The organism is Bradyrhizobium barranii subsp. barranii, assembly GCF_017565645.3.
Taxonomy (GTDB): Bacteria; Pseudomonadota; Alphaproteobacteria; order Rhizobiales; family Xanthobacteraceae; genus Bradyrhizobium; species Bradyrhizobium barranii.
Map to the genome: position 1 here is coordinate 8,209,571 of NZ_CP086136.1, position 23,992 is coordinate 8,233,562.

A 23,992-nucleotide genomic window follows, 5' to 3' on the forward strand; every position below is an offset into this window, starting at 1 on the left:
GGCGGGAGCGCGGTCGTGTCTCTCAGTCAGGGGTTGCCTTGATCGGTCCCGGTGATAGAGGGACAAGAGCAGCTACAGGGTGGCGTTCCTAATTAGGCCACCGCGCTCGGAAAGCAAATACCGAGACAGAAGAGCTCGCCGACCAGCTCGCCGAACGGCTCAACGAGCATGCGCACCAAGAAGAGCACGATCGCTGGTCCGCTTGAGAAGTAAGCGCCACCCCGCGTTGAGCGGCAGCTCCGTTAGCGCACGTTTAAGGTGGTCCCCGCTCGCGCTGAGCCCTCGAGCGCTCTGTGCCGGCCCAGACAACACTGGTCAACTATTCCTGGGAAAGCATTTCGCGGAAAATCGACACTTGAGCACGCCTCTCCAGCGAAAAGGCCCAGTCTCGATCGCGACCTCCCGGCCAGGACGTCGTTCGTTGAACTCAAACCCGTCCCAAAGCCCGCGCTCCTCGCGGTACAGGGAGTATGCCCGGTAACAACCACAAGGCTCCTGGCTTAGGTGGGAAGCGAATTTGCTCGAACGCATTTCCGCCAGCCGCGGCAGAATGTCTCGATTTGAGCTGCGATAACTTTAACAAGGCAGGCAGTGCCGCCGATCGTATCGGATCGCTTGTGCCCGCCCGCGCAAGCGCGAGTCCTGCGAGATCCTACGATCGGACGCGACATTCCCCGAGCTCCCCTCTCGGCACGCCACCGCTGCTCCGACTTTTTCACGTACCAAAGTCTTGCGCGCAGCGGAGAGTTTGGCCGGCGGCGCGTCACCCTTGTTCAGTTAGGAACGATTCAACAAAGCGTGTGTTCGTCCTTAGATCCAAGAAATGAAGCACAAGAATAAAGCAAGAGGGTGAAGCGATGGCGCGATCAGTGGAGGAGTTGAGGCATGAGTCCGAACGCAGCCGCGCAGAGCTGGCAGCTACGGTAGGGCGACTAAGAGACCAGATATCGGACACCGCCGAGGACATCCGCCACAAGGTCTCGCCGCAGCACATTAAATCCGAAGTCTCCGAATATGTCAGCCACAAGACCCAAAGCTGGATTGAAGGGCTCAAGCAGCAGATCATGAGCAATCCCATGCGCGCAGTGGCCGCGGGCGCTGCGGTAGGAATTCCGCTGCTGCGATTGGCGCGAGGTGTCCCGTTGCCACTTCTGATGATCGGCGCCGGGCTTGCCCTGACCTCGAAGACAGTGCGTGATCGCGCTGCGGACGCTTCCGGTCCGGCAATGGATAGAGCGGGAGAAATGCTCGAGGAGTTGACGGAGGGTGCCCGGGCCATGCAGGGCGACGCCACAGAAAAGCTATCCTCCGCTCGAAGCCGAGCCGCTGGCATGGCTGAAGACGCACAAGATCGGGCCGTCGGCCTTGCGGATGATCTGCGGACAGGCGCAACAAAGGCTGCCAGTTTTGCAGGTGAAAAACTCAAGAGTGGCATCGACGCAGCCAAGGATGCGGCGACGAACGCGCCTGACCAGGCCCGTCAGACCATCGGCGACAATGCTGCTCTGATCGGAGGCTTGGGCATCGCGATCGGCGCTATCATCGCTGCGGCTCTTCCCGAGACCAAGGTTGAAGGCAAGGTGATGGGTCGGGCCAGCGATGGCGTGAAGCAGGCTGCGGCCGCTGCGGCCCAATCCGGATTCGAGGCAGCGAAAGAGACAACCACGTCGGCAGCCGACGCGGCGGCGCAAAAGGTCGCCGAGGCCGATCTCGGCACCCACGCCAGTCGTATGACGCAGGATGTCGCGGGCATTCTGAAAGAGGCTGCGGACGACGTCGTCAAAGCCGCCTTTAGCCCCTCCCAAAACACCAACACCTGAAGGAAACCATCATGAACGATGTGGACCCGAACAACATTACGCAGTTCGCGCCTAACCGAGACAAGGGCCCCTCGAAGGATCTGAAGGAACAGATCGGTGAAGCCGGTGCAGAGATGAAGCAGCGCGCTGGCGATGCCTTTCAGGCAACGGCCGATCTCGCGCGGGACAAATTCAGCGAAGCGGCGGATGCAGCAAAAGGGGTGACGGAAGGGACTGTGGACCAGATCCAGAGCCAGGCCCGCGAGCAGCAGCGGACGGGCGCCGATTTCGTTGAGCGCCTCGCAGGCAACATGCGTGAAGCCGGCCGAGCATTCGAGAGCGACGTACCGTTCGCTGCACGCGGCATCGGTTCTGCTGCCGACTATGTCGAAGAAGCCGCCCAGAAGATCCGCGATGGCAGCTTCCGGGATCTCGTAGAAGGCGCAACTGATTTCGCCAAGCGTCAGCCCGCGGCCTTTCTCGGAATATCAGTGCTGGCAGGCTTCGCAGCGGTCCGCTTCCTAAAAGCATCCGGCGAGCAATCGTCATCATCAAAGCGGAGTGGCACAGCGGACAAATCGTCGTCGGAAGACGCTCATAAGTCCCGTGACGCCCCGTTCTCGGCGAGAGAAGAAACTTGGCCTCAAGGTTCCGCGCGGCCCGGTCCGAGTTCGCAACAGACGTCATCCTCACAGGGCAACACCGTACCATGAGCATCGAGCACGATATCAAAACCAGCCGGGGCGAGTTTCGGGCCATCTCGACGCTGCTGGGCGATACCATGTCGCAGTTTGCCAAGCTCTTCCAGAACGAAATAGACTTGGCCAAGGCGGAGGTTGGCGACAAGCTTCAGAAACTCGGTGGCGCGCTGGGTTTGATTGCAGGTGGTGCCGTTCTGGTGATTCCGGCGATCGTCATGGCACTGTTTGCCCTGTCCGCGGCGTTGGTCTCCGCAGGATGGTCACAACCGGTATCGTATCTCACATCGGCGTTCATAGCGGCGGTAATCGCTGCCGTGCTCTTTGCAGTCGGCATCAAACGACTTGATATGCGCAATCTGGCACCTCAAGAAACGATCGGCCAGCTTGAAAAGGATAAGGACACCATGAAAGGAATGGTGCGATGAGCAACACAAAGAGCGGTTTTATCGACAATTTGGTGACGGCGGCCCGGGAAAACCCCCTTGCCGCTGCGCTTATCGGAGGTGGAGCGCTTTGGCTGGTGGCTGGCGACCAGAAGCTGAAGACCGCGACCCGCTCGGCTGTGGATGCAGTTTCACCCGTGGCCGATGCTGGGACGAGTCCTCTCAGGTCGGCAGCGTCGGCTATTAAGCAGACTGTGGCGCCTCCAACGGCACCTGAAATGGACGACGAGGGATCGCTGGGCGTCGGCGAAACTTTGCGCGGCGCCACCGCAGCGGATTCCGATGCAGTCTCAGGAGCTGCCGACAGCGTTCAGGATCGGTTCGACGATGGCGTCGCCTTCTTGCAGGAGAACTTTGGCAAGCTCGGCAATGCGCTTCCAGGTAAGGAAGCACTCACCGGTGCGCAATCGTCACTAACTGAGTTGCTTGAAAGACAACCCCTAGTGCTTGGGATTGTGGGCATGGCGATCGGGGCAGCAGTCGCAGGCGCGTTTCGCGCTTCCGAAATTGAGAACGAATATATCGGCAAAGTCGCCGACGAAATGAAGGCCGACCTTAATCGTCGCGCCGGCGCGGTATCGCAGGCCTTGCGTGAAGCCTCAGATACAGTGATCGCAGAAGTCGGCGACAAAGGTGCCGAAGCCCTGGATAGGGTAAAGCAAACCGGCATGGATGCCGCCGAGGCAGCCACCGCCAAAGTAAGGTCCCCCCTACCCGGCTAAGGTTGCGGAATGAACGGAGCTCGCCTTGATGCCCCCACTTTCATCAGATTGGTCTTCGTTGTCTGCCGACCACAAAGCCATAGACAAATAGCACGATGACCGCGCCGACCACGGCGCCTATCAACCCTGCGCCTTCGCCAGGACGATACCAGCCAAGGGCTTGCCCAAGGTAAGTCGCAACGAAGGCACCAACGATCCCAAGGATGGTCGTTAGGATGAACCCGGCTGGTTCGTTGTCCCCCGGCATGATGAACTTGGCTATCACCCCGGCGATGAAGCCAATAACGATGGTCCAAAGAATGCTCATTCTTCATTCCTTTCAAAAGCGACGTGGCGGCAGTTCAATTGGGTAGGCGTCCCTCCGGCGTATATTTGTCGACTGCTGAGGGGAGCTCCCGGGATAGCCTTGCGAGAATCTCCTCTTGAGAAAGCCCGGTCTCCAGTTCAAGCTTTTCCAACACGTCTGGGCCTATTGCTTCCCTCAGCTGCGGAGGCGAAATGTTCTTATTGGGCCCTGCGCTGATCCAGGACTGAGCTACGTCACCGCGGCCATTTTGATTGAATTTCTCCAGCAGCTCGCCGATCCCTCCTTGAAGCAGTCCGCTGACTCCGGCCCCGCTGAGCATGCCCGTAAGATTGCTGAGCAGCCCACCAAGCGGCTGTTGAGAACTACGGGGCTCTAACGCCCCCGCTCCCGAGCCCTTTAGCAACTCCGCCAGCTTGTCTCGATTCTGATATCCGGCAATGGCGAGCAGTCCTAAAAGCGCAGTCATGGACGGCATTCCGCGGGTCATTTTGCAACTCCGTGATAAGGTTAGACAGCTCGAACTCTGACGCATCGGTTCTGTTCCTAGGCACGCGAACGCAGCCTACCGCCCGGAAGTCTTAGGCCGAAGCCGCCTTAGTCGATGGGAGAACAGAAGCGCAGGTCATCTCTGAGGGTTGTATGCGGGGGCCGTCATGGCCGTTAGATGTTCCAACGTTCTGGGGCCAATGTCGATGATTCTCGCGCTTCAACCTTATCTCGACAATTCCCTGCGAACTGCTGCGGCGGAGTTTCCGATGCCTCGCTTTGGGTTCTTCGCGATGCTGGAAAGGCTTCCGTTCGTGAACAACTCTGCACAGTACTCAACACGCACACCCTTACGCTTGCACAAGAACTCATAATACGCGCTCTCATCAATGTCCTGGAAGCGCCCCCAACGGCTGACGTCGTAAACGAGTATGCCGCCAAAGTCCGCGCGCCCACACTGAACGTCGTCGATCCGATCTAAAAGACCCTTCCTATTCTTGATTTGAAGTCCGCTTTTGGCGGCGATTGCCGCCAATCTGAGGCCCGATTGACTATAACTGATAGTCGGTCGACATCCTAAGTACTGCGCTGCACGGCGTGCTCGCTGTACCTTTGGCAACTAGCTCTTGTGCTGAACCAGCGAGCACCGCGAACGCGCACGTAGCCGTGCGCCGGTCGGCCCACGACTGGTTGTTCCGTCCATTTCACCGCTTCATCCATCAATGAACTCCTCGCCCTCCACGCCGAGGAAAGACAACCGCTGTGTAACCCTACGATCCTATGCGCCGATACGGCGACGGCAGAATATATGGATCCTCTGGCTTTCCTCTACTAGACGGCGAGCACGAGAAGCAGGGCCACCACCAACCTCTCGCGCTCGGCCTGGGAGTTTTTCCGCCTAGCAATCATTGTCGCGGGCGCCGGTGGTCGTCTTCGACTGTTCAGCTGCCGTCGGCTGGCTTTGCATCTGGCGCTGGGCGTCCTGCGACGAGGTTGCGGTGTTCTCGCTCGACTTGCTCATGGCAGAAGTTGGCGGATGCTCCTTGGCGTTTGGCGAGGGGGTGCCCGTGCTCGTACTCGCTTGGCCCGTCGTGACGGGTCCAGAGCCGGCATCGCGGTTAGCTGTATTGCAAGGGCCGCCGAAAGCGATAGTTGAGCTGAAAGCCAAGACGGCGCCAACCAGCATTGATTTCGTAAGCATGACATTTCCTCCTGTTCGCCGGCTAATGCTTGGCGGAGCCAGGTTCCGCCATTTTACGATGCTGTTTTGCGAGCATCTCCGCGGGCGTCACATTTGCCACTGCAGACTGGACAACATCGCCCTCGCCTTTCACCATGGCGTCGAAGCCCTGGCGCGCGACCATGGCAGGATCGTCTTTGTCCTCTGAGCCCACCTTGGTGTCGAGCATGTCGGCGCGCTTGAAAAACTCGGTCTCGGTCGCGCCCTGCATGAGGCAGGTCACGCTGATTTCGGTATCGCGAAGCTCCTCGCAAAGCGCAAACGACAGTGAATTCAGATAGGCCTTCGACGCGTTGTAAACGGCCTGGAAGCTGCCGGGCGTAAAGCCGGCAATCGAGCCCGTGATTAAAATGCGCTCCTGATTACGCCGGCTCATGTCGTTTCCGAGCCTATGCAGCAAACAAGTCGTCCCGGTCACATTCGTGTCGATGACATCGCGAATGCGGGCGAGGTCCTGATCGAGAAACGGATGCCCAAGTCCACGCCCGGCATTCGCCGTGAGCACGTCGATCGGACGGCCCCCGATGGCCGCGTGGAGCTTGTCGATGCCTTCCTGCTTGGCGAGGTCGAGGTGGAGCGCCTCGACGACCTCCGCGCCAGGCTCACGTCGCAGGTCGGCGGCCGCCTTTTCAATTTCCACCTCGTCTGCGGCAATCCGAAGGTCATACCCTTCGCGCGCACATATGCGCGCAAACTGGTAACCGATTCCCGTCGATGCGCCGGTCACGATTGCCTGTCCATCTCGGCTCTCCGCTATCTCCCAAGTTACCTTTCCAATCGCGCTAGGCAGCCGCCGTTCCTAACGCGATAGGACTTCGAGACGCAAGCAAGCTTAGCCGTCATCATTCGCTTGGAGTTCCCTAGATGAAAGCTCTCACCTGGCACGGCAAAGGCGACATCCGGTGCGAGACCGTGCCGGATCCCAAGATCGAGCATGGACGCGACGCCATCATCAAGGTGACTGCCTGCGCGATCTGCGGTTCGGACCTGCATCTGCTCGACGGCGTCATGCCGAGCATGGAAAAAGGCGACGTGGTGGGCCACGAGACGATGGGCGAGGTCGTCGAAGTCGGCAAAGCCAATACCAAGCTCAACGTCGGCGACCGCGTCGTGGTGCCCTTCACGATCTCCTGCGGTGAATGCTTCTTCTGCAAGAACGGCTTCTACTCCGGATGCGAGCGGTCCAACCCCAACGCCAAGATGGCCGAGAAGATGTGGGGGCATTCTCCGGCCGGTTTGTTCGGTTATTCGCATATGCTCGGTGGTTTTGCCGGCGGTCAGGCGGAGTACCTGCGCGTGCCCTACGCCGATGTCGGTCCTTACAAGGTCCCGGAAGGTCTCACCGATGAACAGGTGCTGTTCCTGTCGGACATCTTTCCGACCGGCTACATGGCCGCCGAGTTCTGCAACATAAAGGGCGGCGAAACAGTGGCTGTCTGGGGATGCGGTCCTGTCGGGCAGTTCGCTATCAAGAGCGCGTTTTTGTTGGGGGCGGAGCGCGTGCTAGCGATCGATACCGTTCCTGAACGGTTGGCACTCGCCAGACAATCGGGTGCAATCACACTCGATTTCCAGAACGACGACATCTACGATCGCATCCAGGAGTTGACCGGCGGGCGCGGCGCGGATGCCTGCATCGACGCCGTTGGCACCGAGCCTGAAACCACTGCCAGCATTGGCTCTGTGATCGACCGGATCAAGGTCGCGACCTTCATGGGAACGGACAGGCCGCACGTTCTTCGACAGGCGATCGAGTGCTGCCGAAATTTCGGCACGGTTTCGATCGTCGGCGTCTATGGCGGGTATCTGGACAAGATTCCTATGGGCAGCGCCATTAATCGCGGCCTCACCTTCCGGATGGCCCAGACCCCCGTCCAGCATTACATGCCGAAGCTTATGGAGCGCATCCAAAAGGGCGAAATCGATCCATCCTTCGTCATCACCCATCGGGCAACACTCGAGGAGGGGCCGGAACTTTACAAGACCTTCCGGGACAAGAAGGACGGTTGCATCAAAGTTGTGATGAAGCCTTTCGGAGCCTGACGACTGCCGGCTATCCGAGCAGGATTATGATGGAGAGCACAGACGCGTATTTCGATCGCAAGCTGGAAGAACTGAAGCTTCTGAACAGCTGCCTGGCTGCACCGCTATCACTGGATCTCCCTGATTCGGTCGCCGAAGTCATTCGTCGTAAATTTCAGCTAACCGCAGCCCTCAGAGCCGCGCATGAGATGCAGGAGTGGAACGCCACCGAGACCGCATGGGCCGGCAGCGCGCGTCCATCCAGCGGGCCCTTCAAGTTTCAATATGACTATCAACGCGCTGACCTGGCCGTAGAAGGACCGTCATTCTATGCGCTCGATGAGCGGCACGTTCGACAAACGCTCTACACAGCATCGGGAATGGGGGCGATTGCTTCGCTACTCCTCGCACTCTCCAAGTCGATGAAAGGTGGCGAGGTCGTTGCGCTGCCAGGCTCTTACGGGGAAACATTAGAACTGATCGACGGCTATGCGCAGCAACTGCACCTGGTAATCGGGTCGATCCAGAGTTTCTCGACGGACAGTACCTCTCGCAGAGTCCTGTTGCTGGATTCATGCATCGCGTCTCGCGATTTCGGCGATGTCGTCAATTGCGGAAAGCCGCATTTCGACCTCATCATCTTCGACACAACATGTTTCACCGGCAGTTCGGGACGTATTGAGCAGGTAATCAGGTGGTCGAGGCGCCGGGGCGTTCCGCTGATCCTGGTCCGGAGCCACAATAAGTTGGATTCGTTGGGTGCGGAGTACGGGCGGCTAGGTTCCATTACGTTGATCCGCAGCGATTTCGCGACACAGCGGATTCCTTCCTCATGCCTCGAAGAGCTTATGGCGGAAACGCGCAACGCCATAAGGCTCCTGGGCAACGCAGCCTTACCCGCGCACTTTCCGCCATTCGTAGGCACATCCGCTTACCGTCGCCTGACGAGGAGGCGTATGGCCTCGATCCTTCGCAACGGTCGTTTCTCCTCCCGGCATTTCGCCTTGAGGCTGCGAGGCGTGCCGTCGCAGTTGCAGCCCGTTCACGGACTATACGTCACGTTGGGATCTCGCGAACCTCTCGACAAAGCGGCAGCCCGGCAGGCGGCCGCAGCCATGAGCGAGGAGCTAAGCGAAGTCGGCTTTCCAATCCGTCACGCTGGAAGTTTCGGCTTTGATTTTGCCGCGACCGAATGGTTTCACGACCTGACGACCGACCGTTACAGCGTCCGCATCGCCGTGCCTGATCTCCCCTCGAGCCTTTGGATCGCTCTGACGCGAGCGATCGGCGACTGGTGGCTTGCTTCAGTTTCCTGATCCTGAGCGTTAGAGACAATGCTCAGTCAAGGTCAGGCTCGTTATATTGGCCTTTCAATCCTGGACTGGCCTGCACGGGAAGGCCGTTGGACCTGGAATGCCCATCTCGACCCATGACTGACGAACAGTGAGAGCACGAAGCTCTGCCGTGAGGCCGATACCCCGGACAAGTCGGGCCAGCTTCTCGCACGTCAGGGCGCACATGATCTCATCGACGATTTTCGTACAGAAGGCGCAACCACAAGAATTCGTCGTGCGCCTGACCCTAGTTTTCTCTGAGTTGCGCAACGATCCGTTTGCCGAGCATGGGCTGGATATGCGTAGCGCCTTCGACAACCCGCCAGCCCGCATCCCGCTTGCACATCAGAGGGCAAGCGGCCCGATCGTCAACATCTTTGCAGTTCTTGCGACGTAGGGCGGCTCGCTGAAGCCAGAATCGGCCGGGCTGCTTTTGGCTAGGAACAATCGTCTCAACCTCATGTTGCCGTGCATCAATCCTTTTACTTATGGAGCGTTCCAATGGCCGACAAAGATCTAAATGCGCTTTTCCTCGATACGCTCAAGGATATCTACTACGCCGAAAAACAGATCTATAAGGCTCTGCCGAAGATGGCGAAGGCCGCCAATTCCGATCAACTTCGGGCGGCATTTGAAAAACATCACGATGAGACCGAAGGTCAAATCGTTCGCCTCGAACAGATCTTCGAGCTTCTCGAAAAGCCGGCGCGCGGAAAGAAGTGTGACGCGATCGAAGGCATTCTCGATGAGGGCACCGAGATCATGGACGAGTACAAGGGTGAGCCGGCACTTGATGCCGGGCTCTTGGCTGCCGCTCAGGCGGTCGAGCATTATGAGATATCCAGGTACGGGACGCTTAGGAGCTGGGCCACGAAGCTTGGTATGAAGGATGCGGTCAAGTTGTTGGATCAGACGTTGGCCGAAGAGAAGAAGACCGACGATGCGCTGACAAAGCTTGCTGAGACGGCAGTCAACGCGGAAGCAGCCTGAACCACCCTGTAAGGATCGGGAAGCGCCGCCCTTCGGACGGCCCTTCCCGGCTCTCAATGCAGCGTTGCGTTTCGATTTAGAAAGACAATCACATGAGTGAAAAGTTCAATTCGGCGCCGACTGACAAACACGCCGCCGATCCCAAGCAGGAAATGCGCCGTGATAAGAAGCAAGACGATGAACTTGAGAGAGGCTTGAAAGACAGCTTGCCGGCTTCTGACCCGGTGAGTAGCACGCAGCCCACAAAGGCCGCGCCTAACGCCTAGTTGGTCTAGTTGGCCGTATGACTTAATCGGATGCATGGCACTTGGCACGTCGTGGGTCGCCCGAACGTGCTCGATGGCCCGGTTTGCTATCTAGGCGGCATACCGGCGTTACTCGCGTCGCTTTCCTATGTGCCGCAGGTCCGCGAGGCGTGGCCACGCGGGTCCACGGAGGATCTCTCGCTCTTCATGCTCTGGGCGCTGACCCTCGGTCTCGGGTTTTGGATCGTCTACGGTGCTATTCGATTGGATGATCGTCGGCGCGAACGTGATTTGCGCCACGCTCGCGGCCATCGTTTCTGCTGCAAGATACGGGATCTCAGGTCGCGAGGCCGCTGTAGAATCCATGGGCCTGACAAACGGAGGCCGAGATGACGGCGCTACGAATCCGCCATACGACCACCTATCGTTTTAGAGAGGCAGTACATCTCGCTCCACACCGCCTGATGCTACGCCCTCGCGAAAGCCGCGAATTGCGGCTGATGTCACACATCTTGACGATCACGCCGGACGCTGTGACCAAGTGGGCCCAGGATGTGTTTGGCAACACTGTCGCCCTGATCAACTTTGCAGACACAGCCCCGACGCTCGTTATTGGCAGCGAAGCCGATATTCTTCTCGATGCAGTCGATTGGCCGGTGTTCGATATCGCTGCCTCGGCCATTTCATACCCGTTCCGCTACTCCGACGAAGAATGGACCGACCTCGGCGCATTAACTATTGCCCAATACCCTGATCCGGGCGGGCGACTGCAAAACTGGACGAGAGGGTTTATACGTAGCAACCCAACCGATACGCTTTCACTGCTCAAAGACCTGAACGCCGGAGTCGCCCAGCGCGTTCGGTACCAAAGCCGTGAAATCGAGGGCACGCAATCTCCCGAGGAGTCACTCGACCGCGGGTGGGGATCGTGCCGCGACTTTGCAGTCTTGTTCGCCGAATCCGCACGAAAGCTCGGCTTCGGCGCGCGGCTCGTCTCCGGCTACCTCCACGACCCGAGCCATCAGCTCCTAGGTTCGGGCGATGCTGGCTCGACCCATGCTTGGGCCGAGGTGTTCCTACCAGGTGCGGGCTGGGTCACCTTCGACCCGACGAACCGCAGCGTCGGTGGTCGAAATCTGATCCCCGTCGCAGTTGCCCGCGATATCAGCCAGTGCATGCCAGTATCAGGAAGCTTCTTTGGCCCAAGCGATAGCTTCTTGAGCATGGGCGTGACTGTCTCGGTCACCGCCTAACGCATCTCCGGATTATTCCACCGATCGATACGTCGAGTGCACGGCAGGATCGTCCCCGAGTCCAGTATCGGCAGAGTAAATGGCAGCGCCTTACTCTTGGGCTTTGAGATCGCAAATCCTGCAGGCGGCACGTCATGGCCGTCCACTTGCTTTTCGACCCGCTCCTTGGCCTCTTCAAGGGGAGATCGACAAGCTGCTAACTAGGCCATCCGGGACTAGGATGTAGGCGCGACATCCTCCGGCATTTCAGATCGATCTCCGCGGGTCGAGAGCCCTTCGGCGCGCGCGGCCGATCCTCGACCTTCGTGCATTCGTCGTAGGTCCCGGTGGATAGGCGCCGACGACGAGGAAGTCCTCTTCGGCGAACAGGCATTGATGGCCGGTACCGGCGGGCAGGATCGCGACGTCGCCAGCCTTCAGCGTGAATATCCGGCCCTTGTTGCCGCCGAAGCGTACCCGGCCCTTGCCGCGGGCGATGCCAAGCACCTCATGAATTCGGGAGTGATAATGCACATAGCTGTAGATGCCGTCGCGCCAAGTGTCGCCCCAGCTGTTGGCCTCGAAGAGATCCTCCATCACGGCCGCCGGGTCGTGCCCGTCGCCAAAATCGACGGCGCCACGGTAGATGATGAACGGCCATCGCAAGTGATTGGGTCCGAGCCGTCATCCTTGAAGCGGAACGTGTGAGGCTTTCGGGCACAAGCGAGTTCCGGAGCTTCCTTCCTGCCTGGACGGCGCAGGCCGGTCGCGCGCTGCATGTATTCCTTGACGTTCTCAAAAATGGACACGGTCGCTCTTCTCCGATGTCCAAAGCGGATAGCCGGTCCACAAGCGCAGCAGCCGCTCTATGATGGCACCCAGCGCGAAGCCCGCGACCACATCGCTAGCCCAGTGCGCCAGCACGACTATCCGCGTCAGGGAAAGGGCGATCGCTAAGGCTCGAATCATTCTCCGCGGGAGAGGCGTTAAAGTGCCGGCGGCGGAGGCCAGCGCGCCCATATGGAGGGCGTGTCCCGAGGGAAACGCGTCATCGCGCTTTCCGGAAAATGAGACCCCGTGCATGTGACCCAGCACAGTCTTGCGGTCCGGGCGGGTCTGATCGAATACCGACTTCATACCATGAGGCATCAGCGAGACCACGACCGTAACGAGCAGCGCATGATTGCCCGCCCGCTGCAGCTGCTCCGACCTACCACGCGTCGCAAACCAGCCGACGGTCGCGAGCGCCAGAAGGATTTTCTCGTCGGCGCCCCAAGTCAGCCCGCGCGAGACCATCTCGGTACGATGATTGGTGTTGCGCGACACGGTCCGCGCGATCACCACGTCGGGCTTCGTGGGTTTGACCCTGACTGCTGCCATCACCTCGTCACTCTGCGATCTGCCATCGTTAACTCCGGTGCAGGTTCCAAGTTCATTGTGCTGTCATCGCGAGGTGTTTCACCGCGCGGCAAGGTGACTTGTGCGGCACCGATACGCAGGTCGTGCAGTTGTTTGGCGCCCGCTTATCGGGTGACGCTCCGGATAGAGTGAGCGTGCCGGATCATGTCCATCAGCCTGATGGTTTCTTCTTAAAGAGCGCTCTCAGCTGCTCCCACTTGGCCTCGATCCACCTCAAAGCCATGAGAAGAGGCTTCTGTAGAATAGGGATGTCCTGTGCGATAAGAAGAAGGCCTAGAGGCAGCATCCAGAGGCCGAAGATAGGCAGAAAGCTGAAGACGCCTCCTAGGATGAGCAACCCGGCGACAACGACACGGACCCAAAACGAGGATGGTTCTCGTAGCCACAGAATGAAGGCCGACACCTTCGTAGGCACCCGTCGCCGGAACAATTCAAAGTATCTATCCAATTCCGCTTTGACAGAAGCCATTAACTCGATCTTCTCTCTATCAGGGTGCCGCAACCCTCCGAACAAGCGCTTGAACCGCGACTAAATCAAAAGATCTGTACGGAAAGCGTTCCAAACCCTTTGGCTTCCCGATGGGGATGACGGACGATCCGTCTGCGGCCAGTCCGTTGCCGGTTCTGCCTTGTGTCTTCGAAAGACCGCCCGCCAAATTACCTAAGCGTCGCGCAGGACAGTGATAGCCGGGAAGCTCGGGTATGACGGGTAGCTCCTCGCCTAAAGCGTATCCGGTGTGCGTCGAGGTGAGCCTTGATCCTCGTTGAGCAATTCCTGTTCGGCCAAGCGCCAAAAGTCTTCTTCTCGGCCGTCCGGCTTGCCTGCCTGCTCCCACAACTCGTAGGCGCGGGCCGCAACGGCTTCATCGATTCGCCTATTCATGGGCCTTCTCCAGCCCAAGTAGGGGCAATCGGAGGGGTTACTAATCCGGTCATCCCCCCATAAACCTGCCTGTGAACCAAAGAAGCCTCTTGTTCAGGCCGTCGCGCTGTTTTGCCGACTCTGTGTTGCGCTCCAACTGCGTACGCACTGTAACAGCGACGAATCGGACGTCGACAAATTGAATCCCGGTTCCGTCGTGTGAGTTGCTTATGCGTCAGTCTCGACGGCTTATGTCGATCGCCCCGAACGGTGACGAGACCGTCTATTTGGTCGCAGACGACTTTGGCCGCTGTTCTTCGGAAAAACGCCCTCATTCGGCGTCGGCCGCCGTCGTGGCGCAGAGCCACCATAGGTACGGCTGCCTAAATTGCCGGTGCGGGCGCCACGAATCGGAGAGCACGGAGACGCAAGGAACTCGCCAAGCTTAGGGTCGTTTCCTCGCATGAGTGAGCCCCTGCCCGTTATCATGGAAAACTCGATCCAGATCGCCTGGGATTACCTGGAGCGGACGGGCAACCTCGGTGATCCCGAGGTTGCGAGCAAGGTGCTGCTGGAGTCGGTGGAAGCAATGGTTAGGCGTGGTGAACACCGTGTCTTGATGCTCTCGAACACAGCCATCAGCGATTATAAGAGATTGTGTGCCGACTGTTCGTTGGAGTTAGTCACCTGATAGATCCCGACTGCCAGATCTGCTTTGGGCTGGGCTGCGTGTGCGAGAACCACCCTTTCCAAGCTTGGAATGAGAAGGGCTGTCAATGCGGCGCCGGAATGCCGTGCGAATGTCAGCAGGCCGAGGGGCTCGAACAACCAGACTTTTCAAAGGTAATACCTCGGCCGCCAGGATGACGGCCGGTAGGGCCACAACTCGGTTTGTAGATGCACTCAACGACGGCAAGGAGACCTGGCCAGCATCAGTCGGATCGAACTGGTCCGTCGAACAGCGATAAATGACAGGGTTCCGCGCTAAGGACTCGCAAGCTCGACCTGATCCCGGATAAGGTGCAGATGGGGCATCGCGCCGTAATTTCCGAGGTATTCGATGTCAGGCGTAATCGAGCGAAACAACGTGAATGTTCGAGGAGCCGGGGACCGGGCTATCGTGTTCGGTCACGGGTTCGGCTGCGACCAAAACATGTGGCGGTTCGTGGCTCCGGCGTTCGAGAACGACTTCGAGACGGTAACGTTCGATCAGGTCGGCGCAGGCGGGTCGGATCTCGCCGCTTACGATAAGACCAAATACTCCAGCCTATCGGGGTATGCCGACGACCTTGTCGAAATCGGGCGCGAACTCGAACTGGAGGATGCCATCTTCGTCGGCCACTCCGTCAGCAGCATGATCGGCGTACTTGCCGCTCAGAAGGCTCCCGGAATGTTCGGCAAGCTGGTCCTAGTCGGCCCCTCTGCCCGGTACATCGACGATGACGAATACGTCGGCGGCTTCGGTGCCGCGCAGATCGAGGAATTGCTGCAGTTCCTTGAGTCCAACCACATGGGCTGGTCGACCCAGATGGCGCCCGCAATCATGGGCAATCCCGACCGGCCCGAACTCGGCGAAGAACTGACGAACAGCTTCTGCCGAACCGATCCGGAGATCGCCAAGGCGTTCGCCCGAGTCACTTTCACCTCCGACAACCGCAAGGACCTGGCCGGCGTCGCCGTTCCAACGCTGATCCTCCAGTGCAAGGAGGACATCATCGCGTCGCTTGAGGTCGGCGAGTTCGTCCACCGCAACATCCCGGGCAGCCGGATGATCGTCCTCGACGCGACCGGACACTGTCCGAATCTCAGCGCCCCTAAAGAGGTGGTCGACGCCATGAGAACGTTCGTCTAGTGAGCGTCGCCGGTCTCGACTTCGACGACATGATCGAAAATGCGCCGTGCGGCTACATCACGCTGCGCGCCGACACGCGCATCGAGCACGTGAACCGGACGTTCCTCGCATGGACCGGTCACGACGCGGACGCGATGCTCGGGAAGCGCTTCAGTGATTTCCTCACCTTTCCTGGGCGTATCTATTTCGAAACCCATATCGCGCCCCTACTCCGGATGCAGGGTTTCTTCAACGAGTTCGCGATCGACATGCTTACGGCCGCGGGCGATCCGCTGCAGATCATCGCGAACGCCAATGAGCGCCGCGATCCGAACGGGAACGCGCTGGGCATCCGCATCGCGCTGATCAAGGCGACCGACCGGCGCCGGTACGAAACGGAGCTTCTGTCGGCCAAGGATCTGGCCGTGACGGCGGAAAAGGCCACGCAGGAGGTGCTGCGGCTGGAAAATGAGACGTCGCGGTTTCGCGAACAATTCATCGCCGTTCTCGGTCACGATCTGCGCAATCCGCTCGCCTCGATTAGCGCCGGCGCCCGTATCCTCGATCGGACGGTACAGAGCGAGCAGGAGCACCGGGTCACCGCGATGCTGCAGTCGACCGTCATCCGGATGAGCGCGATGATCGACAACGTGCTGGACTTCGCGCGTGGCAGGCTGGGCGGTGGCATCACCCTGCGGCGCGACACCCGAAAGCCACTCCAACCTGAACTCGAGCAGGTCGTAGACGAACTGCGTATGGGATCGCCCGGGAGGGAAATCCTTGCGGACTTCGCGATCGACCGGCCGGTTGATTGCGACCGGACGCGTGTTGGTCAGCTACTCTCCAACCTTCTAGGCAACGCCTTGACGCATGGCACCTCTAACCAGCCGATCGTCGTTCACGCCGAAACGCGCGGCGGTTCTTTCGAGCTCTGGGTCGCCAACGCCGGCCAGCCTATACCGGAAGCGGCGATGGAGAAGCTGTTCGAGCCGTTCTTTCGTGGCGAGGCCCGCGCAAGCAGGCAAGGACTCGGATTGGGGCTATATATCGCTTCTCAGATCGCGAAGGCGCATGACGGCTCTTTGACCGTCTCGTCGTCGCCGAAGGAGACGCGCTTCACATTCACGATGCCGTCGGAGTAGCTCCGCTTCAAGATTCATCCGGCGTGCGGATGCTCCAGAAAGAATCGCAGCATTTCCTTCGTGGCATCCGGCCCCTCTGCGTCCGTATAGGATCCGGCGGGGCTCCCTCCGGACCAAGCGTGGCCGGCGCCGTGGATGTTCCAGTGCTCCAAAATCTCCCGCTGGCCGTCGACGTGGGTCGTTCGGGTATATCCATGCCCTCCCGGAATTTGCCCGCGATGCACTTTCTTCTGCGTCTTGGTCGCTCCGATAGTCTGTTCGACGACCTGGGCGCCATTGCCTGGATGCACGGTGGTGTCGCGATCGCCGTGAAAAACAATGGTCGGGATCATCGGGCCAGTCGCCGCAGGACGAGCGCCTTTGCCCCCTTGCCGCATGGCGGTGAACGCCGAGGGCATATCGGTGGCGGCTCCGCAAGGGAGGCCGGAATGGATCCCGACTGCAGCGTATAGATCACTATAGGTGGCTCCCATGATTGCTGCAGCGGCGCCTCCAGCTGAGAGGCCGGCGACGAAGACGCGCTTTGGATCGATTAAGTAGTCACGCATGACTTGGCGAGTGATGCCCGCGATCAGCGAGGGCTCGCCTTCGTCGCGGCGCTGGTCAGCCGCGCGAAACCAGTTCCAGCACTTGGACGGATTAGCGCCGCCATGCTGTGCCGGATAAACCACCAGGCAGTTCTGTTCTTCCGCGATGAAGTTCATTCTGGTGCCGGCTGCGAAATCGTCCGGCGACTGCGTGCAGCCATGCAGCATGACGACCAGCGGATGCGGTTGACCTCGTTGGTAGCCGCTGGGGACGAACAGCTTGTAGCTTCGGCTTCCGGCCTCGTTGCTGTAGGTGCCGTCGATAAACTTCGTTCCTTCCGGCGCGATGTCGGTGATCGAAGCAGGCGCGTGCTTGGCACCCCGCAGACCAAGCCAGGTGCCGCCCTTGGCCCGATCGAACAGCGGCCGGTGCAAACGTGCCGTGGTAGCCGGAGCTTTGAGGTCGGCCCAGCCGAGGCGGCTAGACTTGAGGTCGATGGTGGGCGGAACGCCGTCTGGAAGGCCGACGAGCTGCGGGACGAGCGATGCCGCAGCGGGCGCATGCTCGCCTTTGAGCATGCGCTGCAGCAGCGCCGTGGCTTCGGTCAGTTGCCCCGCTCGCGTCAACCGCGTGGCTTCGCGCAGCGTGTCGTGATTCAACATCGTGTTCACCTTGTTCTGTCGGCGAGAGCGGCCTTGACCGCGGGGGTGGCATGGAGGGCTCCGAGCACGGAAACCGAGCCGATAGTTGCGCGGGCGAGTTCGGCCGTAACGTCCTGCGCGATGCTGGCAAGGCCAAGCACATTGATGTGCAGCATCTCGCCGGCTCGCTGCGCCGCTTCGAGATCCGCGCGCGTGTAATTCCGGAGGCCGAGATCCAAGCCTTTACGGGCGGTAGATTGCTTGACCACGTCGGCGTGACGCTCGAGCTGATTGCGGATCGCCGTCCGGATGAAATCCGTGCGGTTCGAATAGAACCCGTCCTTCACCATCAGATCGACGTGGCCCAGATCGACGAAGCCGAGATTGATGGTGATCTTTTCGGTTTCCGGAGGCTTCGGCCTCAGTTCTTGAATATTCGAAGGCATGCTTCTCGCCATCCATTTACCATCTGTATGGCTGGTATATGGATGGCACGCGGTCCTTACAAGAGGGCACGTGATGGAACTTTGGAGAAAGTGCCGGGCTTTGTCCGCGGCGGCGAAAACCGTCTCGATGACGATCGAGACGGTCGAGCAGAACGCAGGGTAAGATGCCTGCGGCCTTAGCTGGATGGTTGCCTTCGTTTACTCCGATCCCGGCATGGGAGGCCGACGAACCTAATTCCGCTTGAGACCTTTAACGAGCCCTGCCGTAACGTCGAGCGCGGTCCGCTCGACTGACGGCGCGGAGGAATTCAAAACCATCACGATCTTCTGCGGCGGTGGACAGCTGCTTTCGCTCGTCGCGGCCATGATCTACCACCTGGATTTCACGGCCTTCTGGCGCGCTTACGCCTTCAGGACGCGGTCGCTAGAGCTCGTTCGCGTCCTTCGCGACGACGCTCGCGCCGTTCCCGCCTTCGCTTCGCCCGCTCCGCGAGCGGAGGCAGCGGTGGCATGGGTGCATTGACCATCTCGGACGGCGTCGCTCAGGCGGGGGCCGTAGCTTCTAGCGCGGCGCCAGATCGAGAAGCCCGCGTAGCTTTGCCGCTGCGTCCATCGCGGCGCACCAGCCGAAGACCATGGCCGGGCCGATCATGGTGCCGGGCCCCGGATATGTGCCGCGGAAGATCGAGGATGAATCGGTCCCGACGGCGTAGAGACCGAATAGAACCGTGCCGTCGCGAGACAATACGCGTGCGCAGGAATCCGTGCGTAGACCGGCGCTGCTGGCGAGGTCCGAGGGCCATACGGCGACGGCATAATACGGTCCTGGGCCGATCCGGCGCAGACAAGGGTTCGGCTTGCTCCGGGCGTCGCCATTGAACCGGTTCAATTCGCTTGAACCGCGCCCGAAATCTTCGTCGACCCCGCTCTCGGCATACCGATTGTATCGTTCGACCGTTTCAGCAAGCTGATCTGGATCGATAGGGATTTTCTGTGCCAGTTCTGCGATCGTTTCGGCTTCGATCAAATAATTGGTTTGCAAGAACTCGGTCAGGTCTTTGGTCCCGGGATGAACCAGTCCGATGCCAAAATCCTTGATGAAGGCCCTGTCGCAGATCAGGAAGGCCGGCGTGGCTGACGAGGCAGATGCGTTCGAACGCAGCATCGCGGCGACGAAGTCGTGATAGGAGTCCGCTTCGTTCACGAAGCGTCGGCCGGATTTGTTGACGGCGAGCAGTCCCGGCTTGGCGCGATCGAGCATGATGTGCGGGAAGACCGAGACGTGGCCGTCGGCTTGCGCCATCACCGAGCTCGGCATCCACAGGGCCGGGCTCTCGAGGTCACGCTCGATGATGGCGTTGACACGCTCGGCGGCTTGGATTCCGTCACCTGTATTGGATGAGGGCGCGAGCGAAAAGCGGCGCGCGGCATGTGGAAACAGCCGTTCGCGAAGCTCGCGGCTCCAGCCGATGCCGCCAGTTGCCAGCACCACGCCCTTGCGGGCGCGTATGGCGACCTCTCCGGTCGGAGACGTGAGGACCGCACCGACGATGTCGTCGCCCTCGCAAATGATCTCGCGAAGCGCCGTCTCACATCGCAGCTCGACGCCGGCGCGGCGGATGCTGTCGAGCAGTCGCGCGACCAGCGCATTGCCCATGATCAGGCGCGTTCCTCGCTTGTGGCGCAGCCGATCCAGCGCATGCCGGGCGAGAAGGCCGACGGCGTGTCGAAAGTTGGTCCAGTTGCGGAAGGGCGCCAGCAGCGCCGGAATGTCCGCCTTCCCGACCATCATGCCGCCGAGGACCATGAATTCGCGACGTGGCGGCCTGACTCGCACGAAATCGTCGCCGAGCTCGCGGCCGTCGAACGGCACGGCTCCGAGCGCGCGACCGCCGATCGCAGCGCCACGAAGCTGCTTGTAATCGGGATGGACCGGCGGTGCCGCGAACTTCACGCTCGTCTTCTGCTCGAGATAATCGAGAACGATCGGGCCGGCCTTCAGGAACATATCCACGCGCTGGTCGGTCGCGTGCTCGCCGAGCATCGCGGCGAGATAGGTGCGCGCGGCCTCGACCGTATCAGGCGTTCCAGCGCGCCGCCCTTGCCGGTTGCCCGGGATCCAGACGGTGCCGGCGGAGGTTGCGGTCGTGCCGCCCACCATGTCCGACTTCTCGCTGAGGATAACGCCGAGCCCTTCGAGGGCGCCGACCAGCGCCGCCGTCATGCCCCCCGCACCTGCGCCAATGACCAGCAGGTCGGTCTCGATGTCCCAGACGCGATCGGCTTGCGGCATCCCACCCTCTTACGAAGCGGCGCGCGCCCTCTCGACCACGGCCCTGCCCGCCGCGAGCGCCCGGCGTGCCCGTGTTACGGCATCGACGGTCTTCGCCAGCTGAACGGTCGGGACCTCGATGCTGATGGTCAGGCTGTCGGGCATGGCTTGTGTCAGTCCGACGAGATCGATGCCGCCCTCGCCTGGAAACATCCGTTCCTCGCGTGCGGCATGAATGAGCTGCTCGGTCGTCGCCGGGCGTTCGGCCGGACCGTCGCAGAGTTGCCAGTAGTGAAGCTGCTTCGCCGGGATAGCCTTGATATCCGCAAGCGCTTTGCGATCGATCGAAATGCAGCGCATCGACCAGAACGCCGGCCGCGGGGTGATCGATATCGGCGACGATCCGCATCGCGGTCTTCAGGTCCGGAACGCTGGTCCAGGGCATGAATTCGAGATCGGATGTCAGGCCGTGCTGTGCAGCCGCTTCGCAAAACTGCCGGTAGCGGTCCGAGAACCGTGCCAGGTCCGGATCGTAGGCCGCAACGAGAATATGTTTGGCGCCGAGGCGCGCGCCCGCCTCGAAGAAGGGCGTGAAGGACGCGACGTCCGTCGCCGGCCTGAACGCGACGACTTCGATATCGGCGACGGTCACGCCCGTCGACTGCAACCGCTGCAGCGTCTCTCGCATCTGCGGCGCATCGTCCATCAGGCGATAGGCAATTCCGCCTTGCGTCGCGGGCAGCAATCTGAGCCCGACTTTCTCGTAGCCGCAGCGGGCCGCCAGCTCGATCATCTCGGGCGGCGCGAGATCGAGCACGGTCAGGGCAGCGAGCGAGAAGACGGCCATCAGCCGAAGTCCGCGATGCGGGCGTCGAGCGCGAACATGCCTTGGTAGACTTCCGGCTCGCTCGCCCGGCCCAGGATGTCGGGCGCAATCGCGCGCGCCTGCTGCAAGGCGGCCTGCAACGCGGCGACGTCGAGCGCCTCGATCAGCAATAGGCCTGCGAAAAAGCCCTCGTCCTTTCGCATGCCCTTTTCGGCCGTCGGCACCGATGTGCGCGCCTCGTCGGTCGCGCCGATCTGAATGGCGGCAATTCCGTCGCATGCAACGAGCGCCTCAGCCAGTTTTCGGGCGTCCGCGGGCAAAGCCTCGATCCGCAGCGCCATGATCGTGGCCCCCTCGCCTCGCCCCGCGCGCGCGACCATGATGCCCCCGCCCCGCATGAAATTGCTGAGCTTTGGCATGATGCGCTGCGACCAGGGCGTCGGCGCGTTGAGGCGCGCGAGGTACGCTTCGCCGTCGAGCACCTCGGGCGCATCGAGCTCGTACAGGATGAAGAAGCGGTTGATGTCGTCCCTTGCCGCGCGGAAGACGCGCACCCCGCGGAAGCCCTTGGTCGTCACGCGCTCGGTGGTGTGCTCGCGCGTCAGCCAGTGCCGGTAATCGGTCAGGTCGTGCGCCTCGACGTCGCTCCAGATGGCGAGAAATCCTGCACCGCGCATGTTGCTCTCCTCCTTACGCCGTGGCAGCGGCGGCAAGCCCGTGCAAGGCCTGCGGAATGGTTTCAGGCAATTGTCCAAGCCGTTGAACGGCTGCCAGGATCGCGGCGAGATAGCCGTACGGACCCAAGCCGCAAATAACCGACGTGCAGGCACTCGACGTGATCGAGTGGCGGTGAAGCTCGTCCCGGGCATGGATGTTCGAGATATGCACCTCGATCTTGATACCCTCGAAGATCTTCAGTGCGTCGATCAGCGCGATCGAGGTGAAGGAATAGGCCGCCGGATTCATGATGATCGCATCCGCGTTGCCATAGGCGGACTGGATCAGATTGACGAGCTCACCCTCCATATTGGTCTGGTGGAATGAGATCGATACGCCGAGCTGGTCGGCCAGGGCCTGGCAGCTGACCTCGATCTGCTTCAGCGTCGTCCGGCCGTAGATGTGCGGCTCCCGGATGCCGAGAAAGTTCAGATTGGGTCCATTGAGGATCATGATCTTAGCGGCCATTGTTCGCCTCTCCTTTGTCGACATATGTGACTAGCCGCCGAACCATTTCGCCGGAATCGTCACCAGTCCCGGGAATAGCACCATCGCGAACAGGACGATCAGTTGCGCGATCATGAACGGCCAGACGCCCTTGATGATATCCTCCATGCTGATCCTCGAGACGCCGCAGACGACGTTGAGCACGATGCCGACCGGTGGCGTGATCAGGCCGATGGCGTTGTTGATGATGAAGAGGACGCCGAAATAGACGGGGTCGATGCCCGCCGCCTTGATGATCGGCATCAGGATCGGCGTGAGAATGAGGATCGTCGGCGTCATGTCGAGCGCCGTCCCCACGATGACCACCACGACCATGATCGCGAGCATCAACAGCGTGTTGTTGCCCATGAAGGGCTTCAGCAGGGTCACGACCTGTGCGGATATCTCGGACACGGTGATGAGCCAGGACGATACCAGCGCCGCGGCGACAAGGAACATCACGATGCTCGTCGTCACGGCAGAGGAGACGAAGATGGCGTAGAGCTGCGACAGTTTCAGTTCACGGTAGATGCAGGTCGCGACGAACAGGGAGTAGACGGCGACAACCACCGCGGCTTCCGTCGGCGTGAAGATGCCGAAACGCAGGCCGACCACGATGATGACCGGCAGCATCAGCGCCCAGAAACCATCGACGACGGCCTTGATGATCTCAGCCCCCGAGGCTCGCGGCGGCGGCGTCAGGTTCTCTTTCCGCACCACCCACGCCCACGCCATGCAAAGCCCAGCGCCGAGCAGCAGCCCGGGCACGATGCCGGCCAGAAACAGTTTCGAGATCGAAACGCCCGCGGCGACGCCGAAGATGACGAAGCCGATGCTGGGCGGGATGACGGGGGCAATGATGCCCCCCGCCGCCACGAGACCCGCCGCATAGGACTTCTTGTGCCCTGCCGCAACCATCATCGGCACCAGTAGAGCCGCGAGCGCAGCCGCATCGGCCGCGGCCGAACCCGAGAGCGAAGCCAGGATGCAGGACGCGAGGATCGTGACGTAGCCAAGCCCCCCGCGGAAATGGCCTACGGCAACGAGCGCGACATTGACGATACGCTTGGCCAGGCCGCCCTTGTTCATGATCTCACCCGCGAGCATGAAGAAGGGAATGGCCATCAGCGGAAAGCTGTCCGCGCCGTTGATGACATTCTGCGCCACGATCTGGGCGTCGAACATGTCGATCGTGCTCATCAGGGCGACGCCGCAGACGATCAGCGCAAAGGCGATCGGCATGCCGAGCGCCATGGCGCCGAGCAGCGATAAGGTAAAGACGGCGATCGTCATAGCGTGAT

At 60.6% G+C, this 23,992-nt stretch carries 28 protein-coding genes and 1 pseudogene; 14 read left to right on the forward strand and 15 right to left on the reverse strand.

All coding sequences use genetic code 11. From position 1 onward, the window contains the following. The first annotated feature begins 857 nt into the window (after positions 1-857). Genes J4G43_RS40065 through J4G43_RS40080 form a run of 4 tightly spaced genes read left to right on the forward strand, consistent with a single transcriptional unit; the run spans position 858 to position 3,665 of the window. The gene (locus tag J4G43_RS40065) at positions 858-1,820 is read left to right on the forward strand and encodes a hypothetical protein (RefSeq protein ID WP_039147015.1); all 963 of its coding nucleotides are present in this window, start codon (positions 858-860) and stop codon (positions 1,818-1,820) included. An 11-nt stretch (positions 1,821-1,831) separates the two neighbouring features. Then, on the forward strand, positions 1,832-2,512 hold the full coding sequence (locus J4G43_RS40070; protein WP_039147013.1) for a hypothetical protein: 681 nt from the start codon (positions 1,832-1,834) through the stop codon (positions 2,510-2,512). Then, entirely contained in the window at positions 2,509-2,925 is a 417-nt protein-coding gene (locus J4G43_RS40075) for a phage holin family protein (protein WP_038937498.1), read from the forward strand. Before J4G43_RS40070 ends, J4G43_RS40075 begins: the two co-directional genes overlap by 4 nt. Next, the gene (locus tag J4G43_RS40080) at positions 2,922-3,665 is read left to right on the forward strand and encodes a hypothetical protein (RefSeq protein WP_039147009.1); all 744 of its coding nucleotides are present in this window, start codon (positions 2,922-2,924) and stop codon (positions 3,663-3,665) included. Before J4G43_RS40075 ends, J4G43_RS40080 begins: the two co-directional genes overlap by 4 nt. A 43-nt stretch (positions 3,666-3,708) precedes the next feature. Here J4G43_RS40080 and J4G43_RS40085 read toward each other — a convergent pair whose 3' ends face one another. The 4 genes from J4G43_RS40085 to J4G43_RS40100 form a co-directional block, all read right to left on the reverse strand. After that, positions 3,709-3,972 (reverse strand): GlsB/YeaQ/YmgE family stress response membrane protein, encoded by a 264-nt coding sequence (locus tag J4G43_RS40085; protein WP_038935031.1) that lies wholly within the window; start codon positions 3,970-3,972, stop codon positions 3,709-3,711. Positions 3,973-4,006: 34 nt separating this feature from the next. Then, a complete protein-coding gene (locus J4G43_RS40090; protein ID WP_208088262.1) occupies positions 4,007-4,459 on the reverse strand; it encodes a YidB family protein in 453 nt (150 codons plus the stop codon). An 897-nt stretch (positions 4,460-5,356) separates the two neighbouring features. Beyond that, positions 5,357-5,479, reverse strand: a complete 123-nt coding sequence (locus tag J4G43_RS55425; RefSeq protein WP_256461343.1) for a hypothetical protein — start codon at positions 5,477-5,479, stop codon at positions 5,357-5,359. Positions 5,480-5,681: 202 nt separating this feature from the next. Then, positions 5,682-6,425 (reverse strand): SDR family NAD(P)-dependent oxidoreductase, encoded by a 744-nt coding sequence (locus J4G43_RS40100; protein ID WP_244433023.1) that lies wholly within the window; start codon positions 6,423-6,425, stop codon positions 5,682-5,684. Positions 6,426-6,562: 137 nt separating this feature from the next. On the opposite strand from J4G43_RS40100, the gene J4G43_RS40105 reads away from it, so the two are divergent. The 7 genes from J4G43_RS40105 (at position 6,563) to J4G43_RS40135 (ending at position 11,542) form a co-directional block, all read left to right on the forward strand. Next, on the forward strand, positions 6,563-7,741 hold the full coding sequence (locus J4G43_RS40105) for a zinc-dependent alcohol dehydrogenase (RefSeq protein ID WP_041959905.1): 1,179 nt from the start codon (positions 6,563-6,565) through the stop codon (positions 7,739-7,741). 26 nt (positions 7,742-7,767) lie between these two features. Continuing rightward, positions 7,768-9,036 carry a hypothetical protein gene (locus tag J4G43_RS40110; protein WP_321576293.1) on the forward strand — a complete coding sequence of 423 codons (1,269 nt, stop codon included), beginning with the start codon at positions 7,768-7,770 and terminating at the stop codon, positions 9,034-9,036. Between the two features lie 202 nt (positions 9,037-9,238). Further along, positions 9,239-9,451 (forward strand): hypothetical protein, encoded by a 213-nt coding sequence (locus J4G43_RS40115; RefSeq protein WP_038935022.1) that lies wholly within the window; start codon positions 9,239-9,241, stop codon positions 9,449-9,451. A gap of 104 nt (positions 9,452-9,555) precedes the next feature. Next, on the forward strand, positions 9,556-10,044 hold the full coding sequence (locus tag J4G43_RS40120; RefSeq protein WP_208088264.1) for a YciE/YciF ferroxidase family protein: 489 nt from the start codon (positions 9,556-9,558) through the stop codon (positions 10,042-10,044). Positions 10,045-10,136: 92 nt separating this feature from the next. Then, a complete protein-coding gene (locus tag J4G43_RS40125; RefSeq protein ID WP_166350969.1) occupies positions 10,137-10,310 on the forward strand; it encodes a hypothetical protein in 174 nt (57 codons plus the stop codon). A gap of 30 nt (positions 10,311-10,340) precedes the next feature. Continuing rightward, positions 10,341-10,682, forward strand: coding sequence for a SemiSWEET family sugar transporter (locus J4G43_RS40130; RefSeq protein WP_080588637.1), 342 nt, complete (start codon positions 10,341-10,343; stop codon positions 10,680-10,682). Beyond that, positions 10,679-11,542, forward strand: coding sequence for a transglutaminase family protein (locus J4G43_RS40135; protein WP_208088265.1), 864 nt, complete (start codon positions 10,679-10,681; stop codon positions 11,540-11,542). Before J4G43_RS40130 ends, J4G43_RS40135 begins: the two co-directional genes overlap by 4 nt. Positions 11,543-11,788: 246 nt before the next feature. Here the strand turns inward: J4G43_RS40135 and J4G43_RS40140 are convergent, their stop codons facing one another. The 3 genes from J4G43_RS40140 to J4G43_RS40155 all read right to left on the reverse strand — a co-directional run bounded on the left by J4G43_RS40140 (position 11,789) and on the right by J4G43_RS40155 (position 13,823). After that, on the reverse strand, positions 11,789-12,187 hold the full coding sequence (locus J4G43_RS40140) for a cupin domain-containing protein (protein WP_049802973.1): 399 nt from the start codon (positions 12,185-12,187) through the stop codon (positions 11,789-11,791). A 129-nt stretch (positions 12,188-12,316) separates the two neighbouring features. Next, on the reverse strand, positions 12,317-12,901 hold the full coding sequence (locus tag J4G43_RS40145; RefSeq protein WP_041959903.1) for a phosphatase PAP2 family protein: 585 nt from the start codon (positions 12,899-12,901) through the stop codon (positions 12,317-12,319). 760 nt (positions 12,902-13,661) lie between these two features. Then, positions 13,662-13,823 (reverse strand): DUF2934 domain-containing protein, encoded by a 162-nt coding sequence (locus J4G43_RS40155; protein WP_071910726.1) that lies wholly within the window; start codon positions 13,821-13,823, stop codon positions 13,662-13,664. Between the two features lie 442 nt (positions 13,824-14,265). On the opposite strand from J4G43_RS40155, the gene J4G43_RS40160 reads away from it, so the two are divergent. The 3 genes from J4G43_RS40160 to J4G43_RS40170 all read left to right on the forward strand — a co-directional run bounded on the left by J4G43_RS40160 (position 14,266) and on the right by J4G43_RS40170 (position 16,775). After that, positions 14,266-14,493 carry a hypothetical protein gene (locus J4G43_RS40160; protein WP_041959901.1) on the forward strand — a complete coding sequence of 76 codons (228 nt, stop codon included), beginning with the start codon at positions 14,266-14,268 and terminating at the stop codon, positions 14,491-14,493. 369 nt (positions 14,494-14,862) lie between these two features. Beyond that, positions 14,863-15,654 (forward strand): alpha/beta fold hydrolase, encoded by a 792-nt coding sequence (locus tag J4G43_RS40165; protein ID WP_041959899.1) that lies wholly within the window; start codon positions 14,863-14,865, stop codon positions 15,652-15,654. Between the two features lie 29 nt (positions 15,655-15,683). Next, complete coding sequence (locus J4G43_RS40170; protein WP_208089537.1) at positions 15,684-16,775, forward strand: sensor histidine kinase; 1,092 nt, start codon at positions 15,684-15,686, stop codon at positions 16,773-16,775. A 14-nt stretch (positions 16,776-16,789) separates the two neighbouring features. On the opposite strand, the gene J4G43_RS40175 is transcribed toward J4G43_RS40170, so the two are convergent. The 8 genes and pseudogenes from J4G43_RS40175 to J4G43_RS40210 all read right to left on the reverse strand — a co-directional run bounded on the left by J4G43_RS40175 (position 16,790) and on the right by J4G43_RS40210 (position 23,984). Continuing rightward, positions 16,790-17,965, reverse strand: coding sequence for an extracellular catalytic domain type 1 short-chain-length polyhydroxyalkanoate depolymerase (locus J4G43_RS40175; RefSeq protein WP_208088266.1), 1,176 nt, complete (start codon positions 17,963-17,965; stop codon positions 16,790-16,792). Positions 17,966-17,970: 5 nt separating this feature from the next. After that, complete coding sequence (locus J4G43_RS40180; RefSeq protein ID WP_208088267.1) at positions 17,971-18,390, reverse strand: CopG family transcriptional regulator; 420 nt, start codon at positions 18,388-18,390, stop codon at positions 17,971-17,973. 562 nt (positions 18,391-18,952) lie between these two features. After that, positions 18,953-20,683 (reverse strand): FAD-binding protein, encoded by a 1,731-nt coding sequence (locus tag J4G43_RS40185; protein WP_208088268.1) that lies wholly within the window; start codon positions 20,681-20,683, stop codon positions 18,953-18,955. A 9-nt stretch (positions 20,684-20,692) separates the two neighbouring features. Further along, positions 20,693-21,022, reverse strand: a complete 330-nt coding sequence (locus J4G43_RS40190; protein WP_208089629.1) for a hypothetical protein — start codon at positions 21,020-21,022, stop codon at positions 20,693-20,695. 46 nt (positions 21,023-21,068) lie between these two features. After that, positions 21,069-21,509, reverse strand: a pseudogene (locus J4G43_RS56150) (sugar phosphate isomerase/epimerase family protein); the annotation flags it as partial. Next, on the reverse strand, positions 21,509-22,165 hold the full coding sequence (locus J4G43_RS40200; protein WP_208088269.1) for a hypothetical protein: 657 nt from the start codon (positions 22,163-22,165) through the stop codon (positions 21,509-21,511). The gene J4G43_RS40200 and the pseudogene J4G43_RS56150, both read right to left, overlap by 1 nt. A 13-nt stretch (positions 22,166-22,178) precedes the next feature. Then, a complete protein-coding gene (locus J4G43_RS40205; protein ID WP_208088270.1) occupies positions 22,179-22,673 on the reverse strand; it encodes a type II 3-dehydroquinate dehydratase in 495 nt (164 codons plus the stop codon). A gap of 30 nt (positions 22,674-22,703) precedes the next feature. After that, positions 22,704-23,984, reverse strand: coding sequence for a TRAP transporter large permease (locus J4G43_RS40210; RefSeq protein ID WP_071915796.1), 1,281 nt, complete (start codon positions 23,982-23,984; stop codon positions 22,704-22,706). Positions 23,985-23,992 lie beyond the last annotated feature (8 nt).